At 51.4% G+C, this 13,926-nt stretch carries 12 protein-coding genes and 1 pseudogene; 12 read left to right on the top strand and 1 reads right to left on the bottom strand.

Features of this window, described 5'->3' with window-relative positions; translation table 11 throughout:
- A pseudogene (locus ABD76_RS19330) lies at positions 1-211 on the bottom strand (IS1380 family transposase); the annotation flags it as partial.
- 277 nt (positions 212-488) lie between these two features.
- On the opposite strand from ABD76_RS19330, the gene ABD76_RS19325 reads away from it, so the two are divergent.
- From ABD76_RS19325 to ABD76_RS19270, 12 genes are all read left to right on the top strand, one after another.
- Positions 489-1,157 (top strand): GntR family transcriptional regulator, encoded by a 669-nt coding sequence (locus tag ABD76_RS19325; protein WP_197258796.1) that lies wholly within the window; start codon positions 489-491, stop codon positions 1,155-1,157.
- A gap of 225 nt (positions 1,158-1,382) precedes the next feature.
- Positions 1,383-1,853 carry a flavin reductase family protein gene (locus tag ABD76_RS19320; protein ID WP_197258794.1) on the top strand — a complete coding sequence of 157 codons (471 nt, stop codon included), beginning with the start codon at positions 1,383-1,385 and terminating at the stop codon, positions 1,851-1,853.
- A 212-nt stretch (positions 1,854-2,065) separates the two neighbouring features.
- The gene (locus ABD76_RS19315) at positions 2,066-3,265 is read left to right on the top strand and encodes an ABC transporter substrate-binding protein (RefSeq protein ID WP_197258793.1); all 1,200 of its coding nucleotides are present in this window, start codon (positions 2,066-2,068) and stop codon (positions 3,263-3,265) included.
- 34 nt (positions 3,266-3,299) lie between these two features.
- Positions 3,300-4,181, top strand: coding sequence for a branched-chain amino acid ABC transporter permease (locus ABD76_RS19310; protein WP_197258792.1), 882 nt, complete (start codon positions 3,300-3,302; stop codon positions 4,179-4,181).
- Positions 4,182-4,190: 9 nt separating this feature from the next.
- On the top strand, positions 4,191-5,273 hold the full coding sequence (locus ABD76_RS19305) for a branched-chain amino acid ABC transporter permease (protein ID WP_197258791.1): 1,083 nt from the start codon (positions 4,191-4,193) through the stop codon (positions 5,271-5,273).
- On the top strand, positions 5,239-6,021 hold the full coding sequence (locus ABD76_RS19300) for an ABC transporter ATP-binding protein (RefSeq protein WP_197258790.1): 783 nt from the start codon (positions 5,239-5,241) through the stop codon (positions 6,019-6,021). The genes ABD76_RS19305 and ABD76_RS19300 overlap by 35 nt, the downstream gene beginning before the upstream one ends.
- Positions 6,021-6,767, top strand: coding sequence for an ABC transporter ATP-binding protein (locus tag ABD76_RS19295; protein ID WP_197258789.1), 747 nt, complete (start codon positions 6,021-6,023; stop codon positions 6,765-6,767). The genes ABD76_RS19300 and ABD76_RS19295 overlap by 1 nt, the downstream gene beginning before the upstream one ends.
- 20 nt (positions 6,768-6,787) lie before the next feature.
- Entirely contained in the window at positions 6,788-7,717 is a 930-nt protein-coding gene (hpaI, locus tag ABD76_RS19290; RefSeq protein ID WP_197258788.1) for a 2,4-dihydroxyhept-2-ene-1,7-dioic acid aldolase, read from the top strand.
- A gap of 33 nt (positions 7,718-7,750) precedes the next feature.
- Positions 7,751-9,247, top strand: a complete 1,497-nt coding sequence (hpaE, locus tag ABD76_RS19285; protein WP_197258787.1) for a 5-carboxymethyl-2-hydroxymuconate semialdehyde dehydrogenase — start codon at positions 7,751-7,753, stop codon at positions 9,245-9,247.
- Positions 9,248-9,298: 51 nt separating this feature from the next.
- Positions 9,299-10,768 carry a 4-hydroxyphenylacetate 3-monooxygenase, oxygenase component gene (gene hpaB / locus ABD76_RS19280; RefSeq protein WP_197258786.1) on the top strand — a complete coding sequence of 490 codons (1,470 nt, stop codon included), beginning with the start codon at positions 9,299-9,301 and terminating at the stop codon, positions 10,766-10,768.
- 26 nt (positions 10,769-10,794) lie between these two features.
- The gene (hpaD, locus tag ABD76_RS19275; protein WP_197258785.1) at positions 10,795-11,778 is read left to right on the top strand and encodes a 3,4-dihydroxyphenylacetate 2,3-dioxygenase; all 984 of its coding nucleotides are present in this window, start codon (positions 10,795-10,797) and stop codon (positions 11,776-11,778) included.
- 19 nt (positions 11,779-11,797) lie between these two features.
- Positions 11,798-13,216, top strand: coding sequence for an aldehyde dehydrogenase family protein (locus tag ABD76_RS19270; RefSeq protein WP_197258795.1), 1,419 nt, complete (start codon positions 11,798-11,800; stop codon positions 13,214-13,216).
- Positions 13,217-13,926: the final 710 nt, after the last annotated feature.

The following is a 13,926-nucleotide window of genomic DNA, read 5'->3' as shown; positions in this document are numbered from 1 at the left end:
CAAAGTCACTTTTCCCTTGACAAAGTAGCCCCAGGTACGCGTAGACCACATCCGGGTGAGTGACCGTGGGTTGATGTACACCGGGAAGCGAGGAACGAGTCAAGCGCTTGGCAATCTGGGTATGGGAAAGGAGCAAGCCAATGAGGGCAAGACCGGAATGAGCGGTCAGCATCTCCACGGACTGATCCAGTTGAAAACGTACGGGTTTCATCAATGGCACCTCCGGGGTGAGTTAAAGAAATACGGGAATTCTTCCCTTTTTCCTTATTTTACTTTACCGGCGGCTCATTTTCTAACTTTTCTATGATTTCATTTCACGGATTCAGGTTAAATAAAACTTGACTGGTTCCGCTATACTCCCGGCACAGCCGTGTTTTCATTCGAATCTTAGCTTAACGCAGCCTTCATCCTGGTGCAAGGCGGGCAATTTGGCGCTTATCTTATGTAAAGCACTTGAAATCATATATGATATTATTTATGATTATCATATGAAAACGACAAAACCAAGTGTAAATAAGAAACAGTTAGCTTATGATTACATTCGCTCGCAAATTGTGAACGGCGTGTTCGGATCCGGCTATCGCATCGTGATTGATCAGATTGCCAAAGAGCTTAAACTTAGCATTATTCCCGTCCGGGAAGCGATTCGCCAGCTCGAAGCCGATGGCTTAATCCAATACAAGCCATACAGCGGCGCGATAGTCAGTAAAATCAACGAAGAAGAATATATGGAGACATTGGCTGTGTTGGCAGTCCTTGAAGGATATGCGACTTCACTCAGTGCCAAGCGAATGAATCCGGATGGCATTCGGCTTCTGGAACAGATTAACCAAAGCATGAGCGATGCATTGTATGAATTTGAGTTTGAACAATTCAGTGAATTGAATCGTAAATTCCATGATGTCCTAATCGACAATTGCGAGAATGAGTATTTGAAGGAACAAATACGTCAATGCTGGGATCGTCTCAGTCGAGTTCGCAAATCTGGCTTTGCCTTTATGCCCAAGCGTGCCAAGGAATCGATAAAAGAGCATGAACAGATGATCGCGATGATCAAGGAACAGAACCTTGATGAACAATTCGTGCGGCAGCACAAGCTCAACACCGTCAAAGCTTTTAAGGAGCGCAAAGATTCGGATATCGTACTGGATACGTAGCCGCAGGACCTTTTGGGGTGCTTAATCAGCACTCCTTTTTTGCTATAGTAGCAAATATTCGGATCGGTGTGGAAGCTTGCGAGATTCAGCATCGCATTCCAAAGTGATATATGATCAAGAGACTATATAATATATTAAGATATAAAATAAAATATAGTTTATAAGTTGAAATCATATATGATTTATTGTAAAATGAACTCATTCTAACTTATGGGAGGTTTTGGAATGGACGATAAAGCTTTTCGAAGGGCCATGGGCAAGTTTGCCACGGGCGTTACCGTCATTACGGCATGCTTGCAAGGGGAAGTTCACGGCATGACTGCAAACGCTTTCGTCTCGGTGTCTTTGGATCCCAGGTTGATTTTGGTGTCGATAAGCAAGAACGCCAAAATGCTTGAAACGATGAAAGAATCCGGAACATTTGCCGTTAGTGTCCTGAGTCAGGAACAGAAAGAAATGTCGATATATTTTGCCGGTCAGGCGAAAGAGCGGCGGGAAATCGAATTTACGTGGGTGAACGACATGCCCGTCCTGCCCAATTCTCTCGCGGCGCTTGTCTGCGACGTGTATGATGCGCATGTCGCCGGCGACCACACTTTATTTATCGGGAAGGTTAACCATATAACGACACATGAGCTTGAACCCTTATTATTTTTTGGCGGTAACTATCGAATGCTGCAGGCCTCATCGCTCTAAAATCAATTTGCCGCCCCACCCTGTTACGTCTCCCTCATCTAGAAATACCACCACAACCACAGCTTCGTTCAGCTAGTTACGTATCAACCGCAATCTACCAATAAGCTTATACTATCGGGGGGGCTGTAACTTCCAGAGATATGCGCCCGGATGATGAGATGTTGATGTCGAGAAAAGTATCCGCTTGCAATTCGGAATATGGGAGGATTTCTATGAAGAAGAGTTGGTCCATATTCATCAGTTTGCTGCTTGTACTCGTTCTGTCGGGTTGCGGGGGAGGGGATGCCAACCGGACATCTTCTGCAGGCAATTCGCCATCGGATTCCTCGGCAAACGGTTCAGACACGATTAAAATCGGCGGCTTGTTCTCCGTGTCGGGAGGTGCCTCCACCCTTGGCAAGCCTCAATTGGATACACTCAAAATGTTAGTTGAAGAAGCCAATGCGTCCGGAGGCATCGGCGGCAGGATGATCGAGCTGTATACGTATGATGATAAGTCGGATCAGAATGAAGCCGTACTGAATATGAAGAAATTGCTGGAACAGGACAACGTGTCGGTTGTAATCGGGGGCACCATATCCGGCAATGCGCTGGCCATCATTCCCCTTGCGGAAAAGGCAAAGGTCCCCCTCATCGCCGTAGCAGCGAGCAAAAACATTAATGTGCCGACGAAACCGTTTATCTTCAAAACAGCCCAGGGTGACGATCTGGTCGTCCCGCGTGTCATTCAATATGCAAAAGAACATAGCCTGACCAAGATTGCCTGGATCAATGTGGATAACTCCTTCGGTTCCAGCGCGCATGAAGAATTCAAGAATATGGCGTCTGAGGCCGGAATTACGATTGTCATCGAAGATGTGTTTGAACCTTCGGTGAACGATGCGAAGCCGATGCTGACACGTGTGAAGAATGCGAATCCGCAAGCCATCATCATCTGGGGCACGGCGCAGGAGTCGGCCATCGTAACGAAAAACGTGCGTGAGCTTGGGATTGACTTGCCTATTATTGAGTCCCATGGCATTGCGAATTCCCAATTCATTGAGCTTGCGGGCGATGCTGCAGAAGGTATCGTGTTTCCGGCAGGCAGCCTGCTCGTATCCAGTCAGCTAGCAGAGGACAATGCACAGAAGAAAGTGCTGGAACAGTACAAGAAGCAATTTGAAGACAAATTCGGGTATGAGACGAGCACCTTTGGCGGTCATGTCTGGGATGCATTTGAAATGATTAAGCGAGCGGCTGAGACGGCAGGCACGGACCCGGTTGCACTGCGGGATGAATTGGAAAGCGGGACAAAGGACCTTGTAGGTGTGAGCGGAATCTTCACCATGTCGGCCAATAACCATAATGGACTGAAGCCGGATGCGCTGTCGATGATCGAGATCAAAGATAAGAAATGGATATTGACAAAGTAGGGCACGAACATGATTTGGGGGGAGGACATGACGAATGGGGTTCCATGAGCAAATCATTCAATTAATCATTTCGGGATTAACGATTGGCAGTATCTATGCGTTAATCGCGACAGGGTTCGTCATTACGTACAACATTACTGGTGTATTGAATTTTGCTCAAGGGGAGTTTGCTATGCTCGGGGCCATGATCGCCATTTCGCTCGTTGCTGCAGGTTTGTCCTACATGCCGGCCTTTATCATGGCCATTCTGATTGTACTGGTTAGCGGCGCGCTGTTCGAGCGGGCAGCGATTCACCCGGCCAGACATTCCACAGGCTCGGCCATGATTATTATTACGATCGGCGTTGCGATTGCCGTCCGCGGGATTGCGCTGTTCATCTGGGGGACCGATCCGAAGATGCTGCCTCCTTTTACTCCGGGTGAACCGCTCGACCTGTTCGGGGCCGTCGTTCAATTACAGAGTCTCTGGGCTATCGGGGTAGCCATGCTTAGCTTAATCGCGATGTATATTTTCTTTGAGCGAACATTTATGGGCAAAGCGGTAACCGCCTGTGTGATCAATCGCTTTGCAGCCCGGTTAATGGGAATCAAGCCGGAGAAGATGTCGCTGTTGTCGATCAGCGCAAGCGCCGCGCTCGGAGCGATCGGCGGCATTATTATAGCCCCTATCTCCGGCGCCTCTTACGAGATGGGACTCATGCTCGGGATGAAGGCGTTCATCGCCGCTGTAATCGGCGGTCTGACGAACGCTCCGGCAGCGATTGTCGGCGCCTTGATCGTCGGTCTGCTTGAATCGTTCACCGAGGGATTGTGGTCCAGCGGTTACAAAGACCTCGTCATTTTTGGGGTGTTGCTGCTCGTCTTGTTCTTTTTGCCTAACGGCCTGTTTGCCAAAATGTCAGGTAAGCGAGTATAGGAGGCCCTCATGATCAAATCGGGAACAGGTAATGTATATAATCGGAGTTTGACGGGAATTGCCGTTGTTGCCTTGCTGTTGGCGATCATTCCGCTCTTCTCTCCGTCAGCCTATATTCTAAGCACTTTGGTCATCATCGGGCTTTATTCTTTGGTGGGCACGGGTCTCGGCATGCTGATGGGGTATGCAGGTCAAATATCGTTGAGTCACGCCGCGTTTTATGGCGTCGGCGCCTATTCATCTGCTTTCGTTACGGTAAAACTGGGCATGCCGCCGCTGGCAGGCATGGCGGTCGGCATATTGCTGGCCGCGCTCATTGCTTATATCGTCGGCATCCCTACACTCCGATTAACCGGTCATTATCTGGCGCTCGCCACGCTCGGGTTCGGAATGATTATGTTTGCCTTGTTCAAGCAGCTCAAGGGGATCACCGGAGGGCTGGACGGGTTTCTAAATATACCGTCATTATCCCTGTTCGGGCTAAAGATTGATACGGACATTCAATATTATTACGTCGTATGGTGCTTGGCGCTGCTCGGTATTGGGGCTGCCCGGAATATGATTCATTCCCGTGTCGGCCGCGCACTGCGCTCGATTGAGAGCAGTGAAATTGCAGCCGCTTCGATTGGCATTGATACCCAAAAGTACAAATTGCAAGTGTTTGTGATGAGTTCCGTTTTTGCCTCGGTTGCCGGAAGCGTATATGCCCATTATATTTCGTTTATTAACCCGATGCTCTTTCATTCCAACGCATCGATTCAATTTCTGATCATGTCGGTTCTGGGCGGAGGGACAAGCATATGGGGCGGGTTGGTTGGCGCCCTCGCTTATGTCACGCTCGGCGAAGCGTTGAAGGATATCGTCCCGTTCTTCCTGCCGAACGTCAGCGATGAGTTCAACATTATATTTTTCGGAATGCTGCTTGTTGCGATATTGATCTACATGCCTGACGGGTTGGCGCCTGTGATTGGGAAGCTGGTGAGGAAGCTGAAACCGGCAGCGAATAAGCAAGTCGAACGAGACCATCTAGCGGGTTCTTCGGGAGGTGAGAGCGGACATGACAGCGCGAGCGCCCCTTCTTCGGATGTGTAAGGTAACGAAATGGTTCGGTGGAGTCGCCGCGGTCGAAGATGTTTCCTTTGACGTGTATCCAGGGCACATCACGGCGGTCATTGGCCCGAACGGTGCGGGCAAGACGACGCTTTTCAATTTGATTACGGCCATTCTCCCGCTGACAAGCGGCCGCATCTTTTTGGAGAATACCGAGATTACCGGGATGAAAGCTCCGCAGATTGCGGCGTTAGGAATAACGAGAACATTTCAGAACCTGCAAATCTTCGGGAATATGTCCGTTGTGGAAAATGTGATGACAGGCGCGCATACGCAGCTCAAGACGGGTATGATACGGTCGGCATTCCGGCCGCCTGCGGTAAGCCGCGAGGAACGAAGGGCGCACGAGAATGCGCTGAAGCTATTGGAGAATGTAGGATTGATTGAATATGCCTATGAAGAAGCAGACAAGCTCCCTTACGGCAATCAACGGCTTCTTGAAATCGCCCGGGCTGCCGCATCGGCCCCCAAGCTCATCTTGCTGGATGAGCCGATGGCTGGCTTGAATCCGCAAGAATCCAGGAAGCTGGCCACGACAATCGAACGAATGCGGGCGGAAGGGATGACATTTCTGTTTGTGGAGCATGACATGGAAACGGTGATGTCGATGGCGGATCATATCGTTGTGCTTGATTTCGGCAAGAACATTGCGGAAGGCACGCCGGAAGAAATCTACAATAACCCTGCGGTTATCGCCGCTTATTTGGGAGATGAGGAGATTGCGCTCTGATGCTGGAAGTAACGGGCTTGCATACGTATTACGGCCATTTACATGCTCTTAAAGGGATTTCATTCACCGTAAGGAAGGGAGAACTGCTGGCCATCGTCGGATCGAATGGAGCCGGCAAGAGCACGCTGTTGGGAACCTTGGCAGGAATGCTCCAACCACGGGCAGGGACGATGATGTTCGAGGGCGCCGATATTACGCGGCTCTCCGTGGAGCAGGTCGTCGCGAAGGGGATTTGTCTCGTGCCGGAACGGCGGCAAATCTTTGACTCCCTGTCGGTCAAGGACAATCTGTTGCTGGGCGCGTACCACCGCAGAAGGAAGGACAAGCGGCGCATCCAGCAAGACTATGATCAGGTGCTTGAGTTGTTCCCGAAGCTGAAGACGATGCTGTCACGTCCGGGAGGCCTGTTGAGCGGTGGTGAACAGCAGATGCTGGCGATTGGCCGCGGCTTAATGTCCCGCCCTGCTCTAATGTTGCTGGATGAACCGTCGCTTGGACTTGCGCCGCTGATCGTTACCGACATGATGAACATTTTTGTACAGCTCAAGCAACAAATTGGGACGACGATCATTCTCGTCGAACAGAATGTGAAGGCAGCGCTAGGCGTTGCCGATTATGCGTGCGTCATTGAGCGGGGAGAGATCGCATTGCATGGAACGGCGGCACAGATTATGGATCACCCCGATATTCGAAGCGCGTATCTCGGCATAAGCAGGGCCGCGGAAGCGGAATCCATCCCAATATAGAACGAAAGGATGTTGGCACAATGATCAACGCGAAAGAAATGAAACAACGATTGAGAGGCTCGATCTCGCCGATTGTCACTCCGTTTGACAGCAGCAATCAAGTCGATTTGCAGGCGATGAGCGGCTTGATTGAATGGCATCTCGAATCCGGCTCTCATGGAATTTCGGTTACCGGAACGACCGGAGAGCCAAGCTCGCTCACGCTTGCGGAACGCGAGATGATTATGGAGCATGTCATTCGTACAGTCAATCATCGCGTTCCTGTCGTTCCGGGCACGGGATCAACGAATCATGAGGAAGCGCTGCACTTGACGAAGCTTGCCCAAGAGATGGGGGCAGATGCGGCGCTTGTCATCGTGCCGTATTATAATCGTCCGAACCAGCAAGCATTATATCAACATTTCAGAACGATTGCCGACTCCGTAGATATTCCGATCATTCTGTATAATATCCCGGGCCGAACCGGCGTGAATTTGGAGGTAAGCACACTGGCCCGTCTCGTAGAAGATTGCGATAACATTGTCGGAATCAAAGAGTCCAACAAAGATTTCGAGCATGTGAACCGGGTTCTTCATCGCTGCGGAAGGGATTTCCTGCTGTATTCAGGGATCGAGCTGTTGTGTTACCCGATGCTGGCGATCGGCGGGGCAGGCCATGTTGCCGCCACAGCGAACGTAGCGCCGCAGGAAGTCGCCGAGCTGTATAATCGCTGGACTGCCGGGGATGTCGAAGGCGCCGTGGAACTTCATTACCATTTGTTAACGCTGAATGACGTTCTATTCAAGGATACGAATCCGGTACCTGTCAAGACGGCATTGGGCATGATGGGGAAAATCAATCCGGCCGTCCGGCTTCCGCTTGGACCGCCATCCGAAGCTCTTCGCCGGGAAATCGAGGACACGCTCGCTCAATACGGGATCATAACCAAGCAAATGAATGCGTCTTCTTAATAAGAGATTGGGAGAGGAAGGAGAGAAGACTTGATGCAGTCACACACTGATATTGGCAACGTATTGCATTATATTAACGGCCAATTCGTAGAGAGCGTGTCTGGCCGCGCATTCAGCAACCTCAATCCGTTCAACAATGAGCCGATCAATGAAGTGGCAGAAGGATTGGCCGAGGATATCGGCCTTGCTGTGGCGGCAGCGCGCCAGGCGTTCGATGAAGGACCATGGCGGACGATGCGCATGAACGAACGAATGAAATATATCATCAAAATTGCCGAGCTGATAGAGAAATATGCAGAAGAAATCTCGTACCTGGAATCGCTGGATAGCGGGTTGCCGATTGCACAGACGAAGAAGCAGGCCGAACGCGCGGCTGCCAATTTCCGCTTCTATGCAGAGATGGTCAAGACGCGTCTTGTCGGCGAATCGTATCAAGTGGACAACTCGTTTATCAATTATACGATTCATAAGCCGGTCGGTGTTGCGGGCTTGATTACACCGTGGAATGCGCCGTTCATGCTGGCCACCTGGAAAGTGGCTCCAACACTCGCGACCGGAAATACTTGCGTCTTGAAGCCGGCTGAGTGGTCCCCGCTTACGGCGAACAAGCTGGCGGAGATTATTCATGAAGCCGGGCTTCCGCCGGGCGTATTCAATGTCGTCCATGGCTATGGTGAGACTTGCGGCGCGCCGTTAGTCGCTCACCCTGACGTGCAACTGATTTCTTTCACGGGGGAGACGACGACCGGTTCGGCAATTATTAAGAACGGTTCGGATACGCTGAAGCGCGTCTCGATGGAACTGGGCGGCAAGTCACCGGCCATCGTATTCGAGGATGCCGATCTGGATACGGCATTGGACGCGGTCGTATGGCAGATTTTCTCCTTCAACGGAGAGCGGTGCACCGCCAATTCGAGACTGCTTATTCACGAATCTATTCATGATTTGTTTGTGGACAGGCTGAAGGACCGATTGCAGAACATTGTCATCGGCGATCCGCAAGATCCGGCAACGGAGGTGGGGCCGCTGATTCACCGCGATCATTATAACCATGTCATCGGGTGTATCGATACAGCGCGGAAAGAGGGCGCAGAAGTCATCTCCGCTTCGATTCCTGAGGGGCTGAGCGCAGGCAATTATGTAGCGCCCACCCTTATTCTGAACGCCCACAATCAGATGACGGTGGCCCAAGAGGAAATATTCGGCCCCGTGCTCACCGTCATTCCCTTCTCCACCGAGGAGGAAGCGCTCAGCATGGCCAATGATTCCAAGTACGGGCTGGCCGGCTATGTATGGACGAACGATATGAAGCGCGGACACCGGATGGCACAGCAGCTTGAGTGCGGAATGGTATGGCTCAACTCCCAAAATGTGCGGGATTTGCGCACGCCGTTCGGCGGGGCCAAAGCAAGCGGAATCGGCAGAGAAGGAGGCCACTACGGGTTCGACTTCTATACGGAAACCCAGATCATTCACGTCGCGCTTGATGAACAGCATATTCCTGCTTTCGGCAAGAGGGCAGCCAGATAGTGATTTGACAGGCAGATTGCCTGATCCGAATGAAGCCAAGGAGGTCATTCTATGCCAGCCAAGACAGGTCAACAATATATTGACCGTATTGATGAAGCGAAATCCAATGTCTGGATCGACGGCCAGCAAGTTCAGGGAAAAGTGTCCGAGCACCCGGCGTTCCGGGGGGTGATAAGAAGTCAGGCCGCTCTGTATGATATGCAATTCGATCCTGACAAGATCGACATCATGACCTACGTATCTCCGACGACAGGGGATCGGGTAGGAACATCCTTCCTCCAGCCCAGCACCAGAGAAGATCTGGAGAAACGAAGACATATGATACAGGAGTGGGCCAAGTTCAATGGCGGAATGATGGGACGCTCTCCTGACTATATCAATTCGGGGATGATGGCCTATGGCGCGGCAGCAGATATATTCGGGGCGCAAGATACGATGTATGCCGACAATATGCGGCAATATATTGAATACATTCGTGAAAATGATCTGTCGCTTACCCATACGTTAATTCAGCCGCAAGTGAACCGGGGCGTCCAGACTCATCAGTTGTCCGATCCTTATATCGCGGCTCGAATCGTAAGGAAGAATGACGAGGGCGTGGTCATTCGCGGTGCCCGTCTGCTGGCGACCCAGGGCGGGATTACGGATGAAATTATGGTATTTCCGTCAACGGTATTGAAGCAATCGGAAGAGGAGAATCCGTACGCGTTTGCCTTCTCGATTCCGAACAACACGCCTGGCTTGAAATTTATATGCCGGGAATCGTTCGATTACGGCAAATCTCCTTTTGATCACCCGCTCGGTTCCCGTTTTGAAGAGATGGACGCGATCGTTGTCTTCGATGATGTGACGGTGCCATGGAATCGAATCTTCGCCCTGGGCGACACCGATATTTGCAACCGCATCTATGCGGACAGCAACGCCGCGGTTCATATGACACACCAGGTCGTCTCGAAGAACGTAGCGAAAACCGAATTCATACTTGGCATCCTTCAACTGATGGTAGAGACCATTAATATCGGCCAATACCAGCATGTGCAGGAGAAAATGGCGGAAGTCATTATTGCCTTGGAAACGTTGAAAGCGTTCTTAACCGCTTCGGAGGCCAACGCCAAGCTCGATCGCTGGGGCGTGATGACCCCTGACTTTGGGCCTCTGAATGCGGCGCGGAACTATTTTCCGAAGGTGTACCCTCGTTTTTCAGAGATTATGCAGCTTCTTGGCGCAAGCGGACTCATGGCGCTTCCGAATGAGGCGGATTTTCAATCCGCGCTTCGGCCGGATCTGGACAAATATTTGCAGGCTGCGAATCAGGACGCATACCATCGCGTCAAGCTGTACCGGCTGGCATGGGACGTGTGCATGAGCGCCTTTGGCAGCCGCCAAACCTTGTATGAACGGTTCTTCTTCGGCGATCCGGTAAGAATGGCCGGAGCGTTATACAATGGCTACGATAAGCAGGAATATGTCGATCGGGTCAAGGCGTTTCTGGAGCGTTCCGAGCAGCTTGTTACTCATTAATCCATTCAGGTGAGGAGGCGATATTTTTGGATTTCTCCATTATTCGAATCGGGAATGTCATTATGAATGTTACGGATCTGGAGCAGTCGAGGAAATTTTATGTAGATGCCTTGGGCTTCATTGAAACGGAAAGCGACGAAAACAATTTATATCTCCGTGGTCTGGAAGAGCATAACCATCACTGCTTGCATCTGATCAAAGCGGACAAGCCTGGAATCGTCGCTCTAGGCTACAAAGTGATGCGGGAAAGCGATCTGGACGCGCTGGAACGGCTGTTTGCGTCCCGGGGCCTTCCGACCCGATGGATAGCGAAGGGGACGCTGCATGCGATGGGCCGGGTTTTGCATGTGCACGATGTCAGCGGACTTCCGCTGCAGTTCTACGCGGAGATGGATAAGGTGGAAAGATTGCTGCAGCGGTATGATTTATATACGGGCGCGCGCATTCAGCGCATTGATCATGTCAATTGCTTTGTTTCCGATGTGGCCCGGGCCTATGATTTTTTCGTCAATGAACTGGGCTTCGCCTGCTCCGAATATACGGCGCTCGAAGATGACAGTTTGTATGCAGCTTGGCTGCATCGCAAGCATAACGTCCATGATCAAGCGTTCATGAATGGACCGGGTCCAAGACTGCATCATGTGGGCTTCTGGCTTCCGGACCCGCTGGCGCTGATTCATGCGTGCGATGTGCTGGCATCGCTTGGTTATCAGGGCAGCATTGAGCGCGGGCCCGGCAGGCATGGATTGTCGAATGCCTTCTTCCTCTATTTGAGAGATCCCGATGGCATCCGGATTGAACTGTATAATGGAGATTATTTAACAAGCGATCCTGATCTGGGGCCGATTAAATGGGACATCCACGATCCGAGACGGCAGACGTTCTGGGGAAGCGCGACACCGGAATCCTGGTTCAATGAAGGCACGCCATTCGTTGATTTCCGGACCGGCGAGCATGCTGAGCTGCTGACGGCGGCGCTGCCTTCCCGGCAGCCGCAGCACTTGATCTAAGGATATTCAGGTGACGATGATGAAGAGAAGACTGTTCATTAATGGGGCATGGGTGGAGACGCAGCATTACCGTATGCTGCGCTCTCCCTATTCCGGTGAAGGGATTGCGGAGATTCCCGTTGCCGGGGAAGAAGAGATCGAGCAGGCTATCCAAGCTGCTTATGAAGCGGGAACCGTCATGTCCAGGATGCCCGCACATCAGCGCGCAGCCATCCTTGACCGCTTGTCCGGCTTGATCGAAGCACGCGCGGGCGAGGCGGCTCGGCTTCTCGCGCTCGAGGTGGCCAAACCGATCAAGACCGCCATGCTTGAAGTGGAGCGGACGATTGAGACGTATCGGTTCGCGGCGGAAGAGGCGAAGCGGATACACGGGGAAACATTGCCGTTGGACGCATCGAAGAGCGGCGAGGGGAGATTGGCCTATACGCTGCGAGAACCTCTTGGAGTGATCGGGGCGATTACCCCGTTCAACTTCCCCATGAATCTGGTCGCTCATAAAGTAGGCCCGGCGATCGCAGCGGGCAATGCGGTGGTGCTCAAGCCTGCTTCGCAATCTCCCCTGTCGAGCCTATTCATCGCCGAACTGCTGCAGGAGGCCGGACTACCGGCCGGCGCATTGAATGTCGTGACCGGCAGCGGCCGCCTCATTGGCGAGCGAATCGTGACCGACGACCGGATTCGGATGATTACATTCACCGGCAGTCCGGCGGTCGGCATCGGGATTCGCAATCGGGCCGGTCTCAAGCGCGTAACCCTGGAGCTTGGCTCCAATTCGGCGCTTATTGTCGACAAAGGCGTTCGGATAGACGATATTGTCGAGCGTTCCGTCACAGGCGCTTTCGCTTATCAGGGCCAAGTATGTATTTCGTTGCAGCGTGTGTATGTCCATGAAGAGGTATATGATGAATTTGTAGACCAATTCATTCAGCGAACGCGGCAGCTGCAGATTGGCGATCCGCTTGACTCTGCTACGGATGTATCGGCCGTGATCTCGCCTGAAGATGTCCGGCGGCTGCTGGATTGGATTGAAGAAGCAAAGCAGGCCGGAGCGACGATTGCGACGGGCGGCTGTGCCGACGGCAATGTGCTGCATCCGACGGTGATTCTGGAGGCAGGGTCTAAGCTGAAGGTCTCTTGCCAGGAAGTGTTCGGACCGATTGTCGTAATCAATCCGGTGAAGTCGGTTGACGAGGCGATTCAACAGGTGAATGAGTCCCGCTTCGGCCTGCAAGCCGGCATTTATACGGAACATGTGCACACCGCGCTGCATGCTGCTGACCAACTGCAAGTCGGCGGCGTCATGATTAACGACATCCCGAGCTTTCGCGTTGATCATATGCCGTATGGCGGCGTGAAGGAGAGCGGGATCGGGCGTGAAGGAATTAAATATGCCATAGAAGAGATGACAGAAATGAAGCTTGTCGTCTGGAAAAAGTAAAGTGTACCCACTTAACCCCACTTAACAGGGAAAGGATTCAACAGGGTGAGCCGAAGGAGAGTCTCCAAAGTTGAAGGAGAGCCTCCAAAGTTGAAGGAGAGTCTCCAAAGTCGAAGGAGATTCTCCAAATCTGAACGAGAAAGGGGGTGTCCCACAAGTAGTATTTCACTACAGTGAGACAGCCCCCCCTGATACTCAACGTTCGACTCGCCGAAAACTGCAAAAATGCATCTTTCCTTTATGACATGTACTCCGTTACAGGGAATCCTGCAAAACGGCATCAATTTTAGACTTTCAAATCGATAAAAGGCAAAAATCGATGAAAATAATGTACTTCCGCAGTAATTCCATCAAATATCGCCTCAAATAACGAAAATTGCTGCATCCACGCCACTAGCGTTGCATCGAGCGGTTAGTTCATAATCTAATTTCAATTAACATCAATATATGATATATATTTACATCTGCAATGTCCGCGCTAAGTCTAAAAAAGTCGAGCTGGAAATAGACCCTGCGCGTTATCCATTATATGTAAAAGTATTTTTCGTTTGTCATTACCTCACAATCAGTTTCGGTTTCATCGACTTCGTTGCCTTTTTCGGACGTCTCCCATTTCGCTTTGGTCGTCCCCTAGATGTTCGGGTCGGCTTGCGGTTGAGTGCAGCGATCAAATTTTCCCATGGTTTTTCCGCATAGATGCGAATCAACTG

This window comes from Paenibacillus dendritiformis, from assembly GCF_015845845.1.
Taxonomy (GTDB): Bacteria; Bacillota; Bacilli; order Paenibacillales; family Paenibacillaceae; genus Paenibacillus_B; species Paenibacillus_B dendritiformis_C.
Note: the sequence above shows the minus strand (reverse complement) of the source record. Positions and strands in the feature narration are given on the sequence as shown.

What these genes read in the sequence shown, in the direction of transcription:
- ABD76_RS19270 (WP_197258795.1), top strand. Translation starts at nt 11,798, where the DNA reads ATGAAGAGAAGACTGTTCATTAATGGGGCATGGGTGGAGACGCAGCAT.
- hpaI (WP_197258788.1), top strand. Translation starts at nt 6,788, where the DNA reads ATGATCAACGCGAAAGAAATGAAACAACGATTGAGAGGCTCGATCTCG.
- ABD76_RS19310 (WP_197258792.1), top strand. Translation starts at nt 3,300, where the DNA reads ATGGGGTTCCATGAGCAAATCATTCAATTAATCATTTCGGGATTAACG.
- ABD76_RS19325 (WP_197258796.1), top strand. Translation starts at nt 489, where the DNA reads ATGAAAACGACAAAACCAAGTGTAAATAAGAAACAGTTAGCTTATGAT.
- hpaE (WP_197258787.1), top strand. Translation starts at nt 7,751, where the DNA reads ATGCAGTCACACACTGATATTGGCAACGTATTGCATTATATTAACGGC.
- ABD76_RS19295 (WP_197258789.1), top strand. Translation starts at nt 6,021, where the DNA reads ATGCTGGAAGTAACGGGCTTGCATACGTATTACGGCCATTTACATGCT.
- ABD76_RS19320 (WP_197258794.1), top strand. Translation starts at nt 1,383, where the DNA reads ATGGACGATAAAGCTTTTCGAAGGGCCATGGGCAAGTTTGCCACGGGC.
- ABD76_RS19300 (WP_197258790.1), top strand. Translation starts at nt 5,239, where the DNA reads ATGACAGCGCGAGCGCCCCTTCTTCGGATGTGTAAGGTAACGAAATGG.
- hpaB (WP_197258786.1), top strand. Translation starts at nt 9,299, where the DNA reads ATGCCAGCCAAGACAGGTCAACAATATATTGACCGTATTGATGAAGCG.
- ABD76_RS19305 (WP_197258791.1), top strand. Translation starts at nt 4,191, where the DNA reads ATGATCAAATCGGGAACAGGTAATGTATATAATCGGAGTTTGACGGGA.
- ABD76_RS19315 (WP_197258793.1), top strand. Translation starts at nt 2,066, where the DNA reads ATGAAGAAGAGTTGGTCCATATTCATCAGTTTGCTGCTTGTACTCGTT.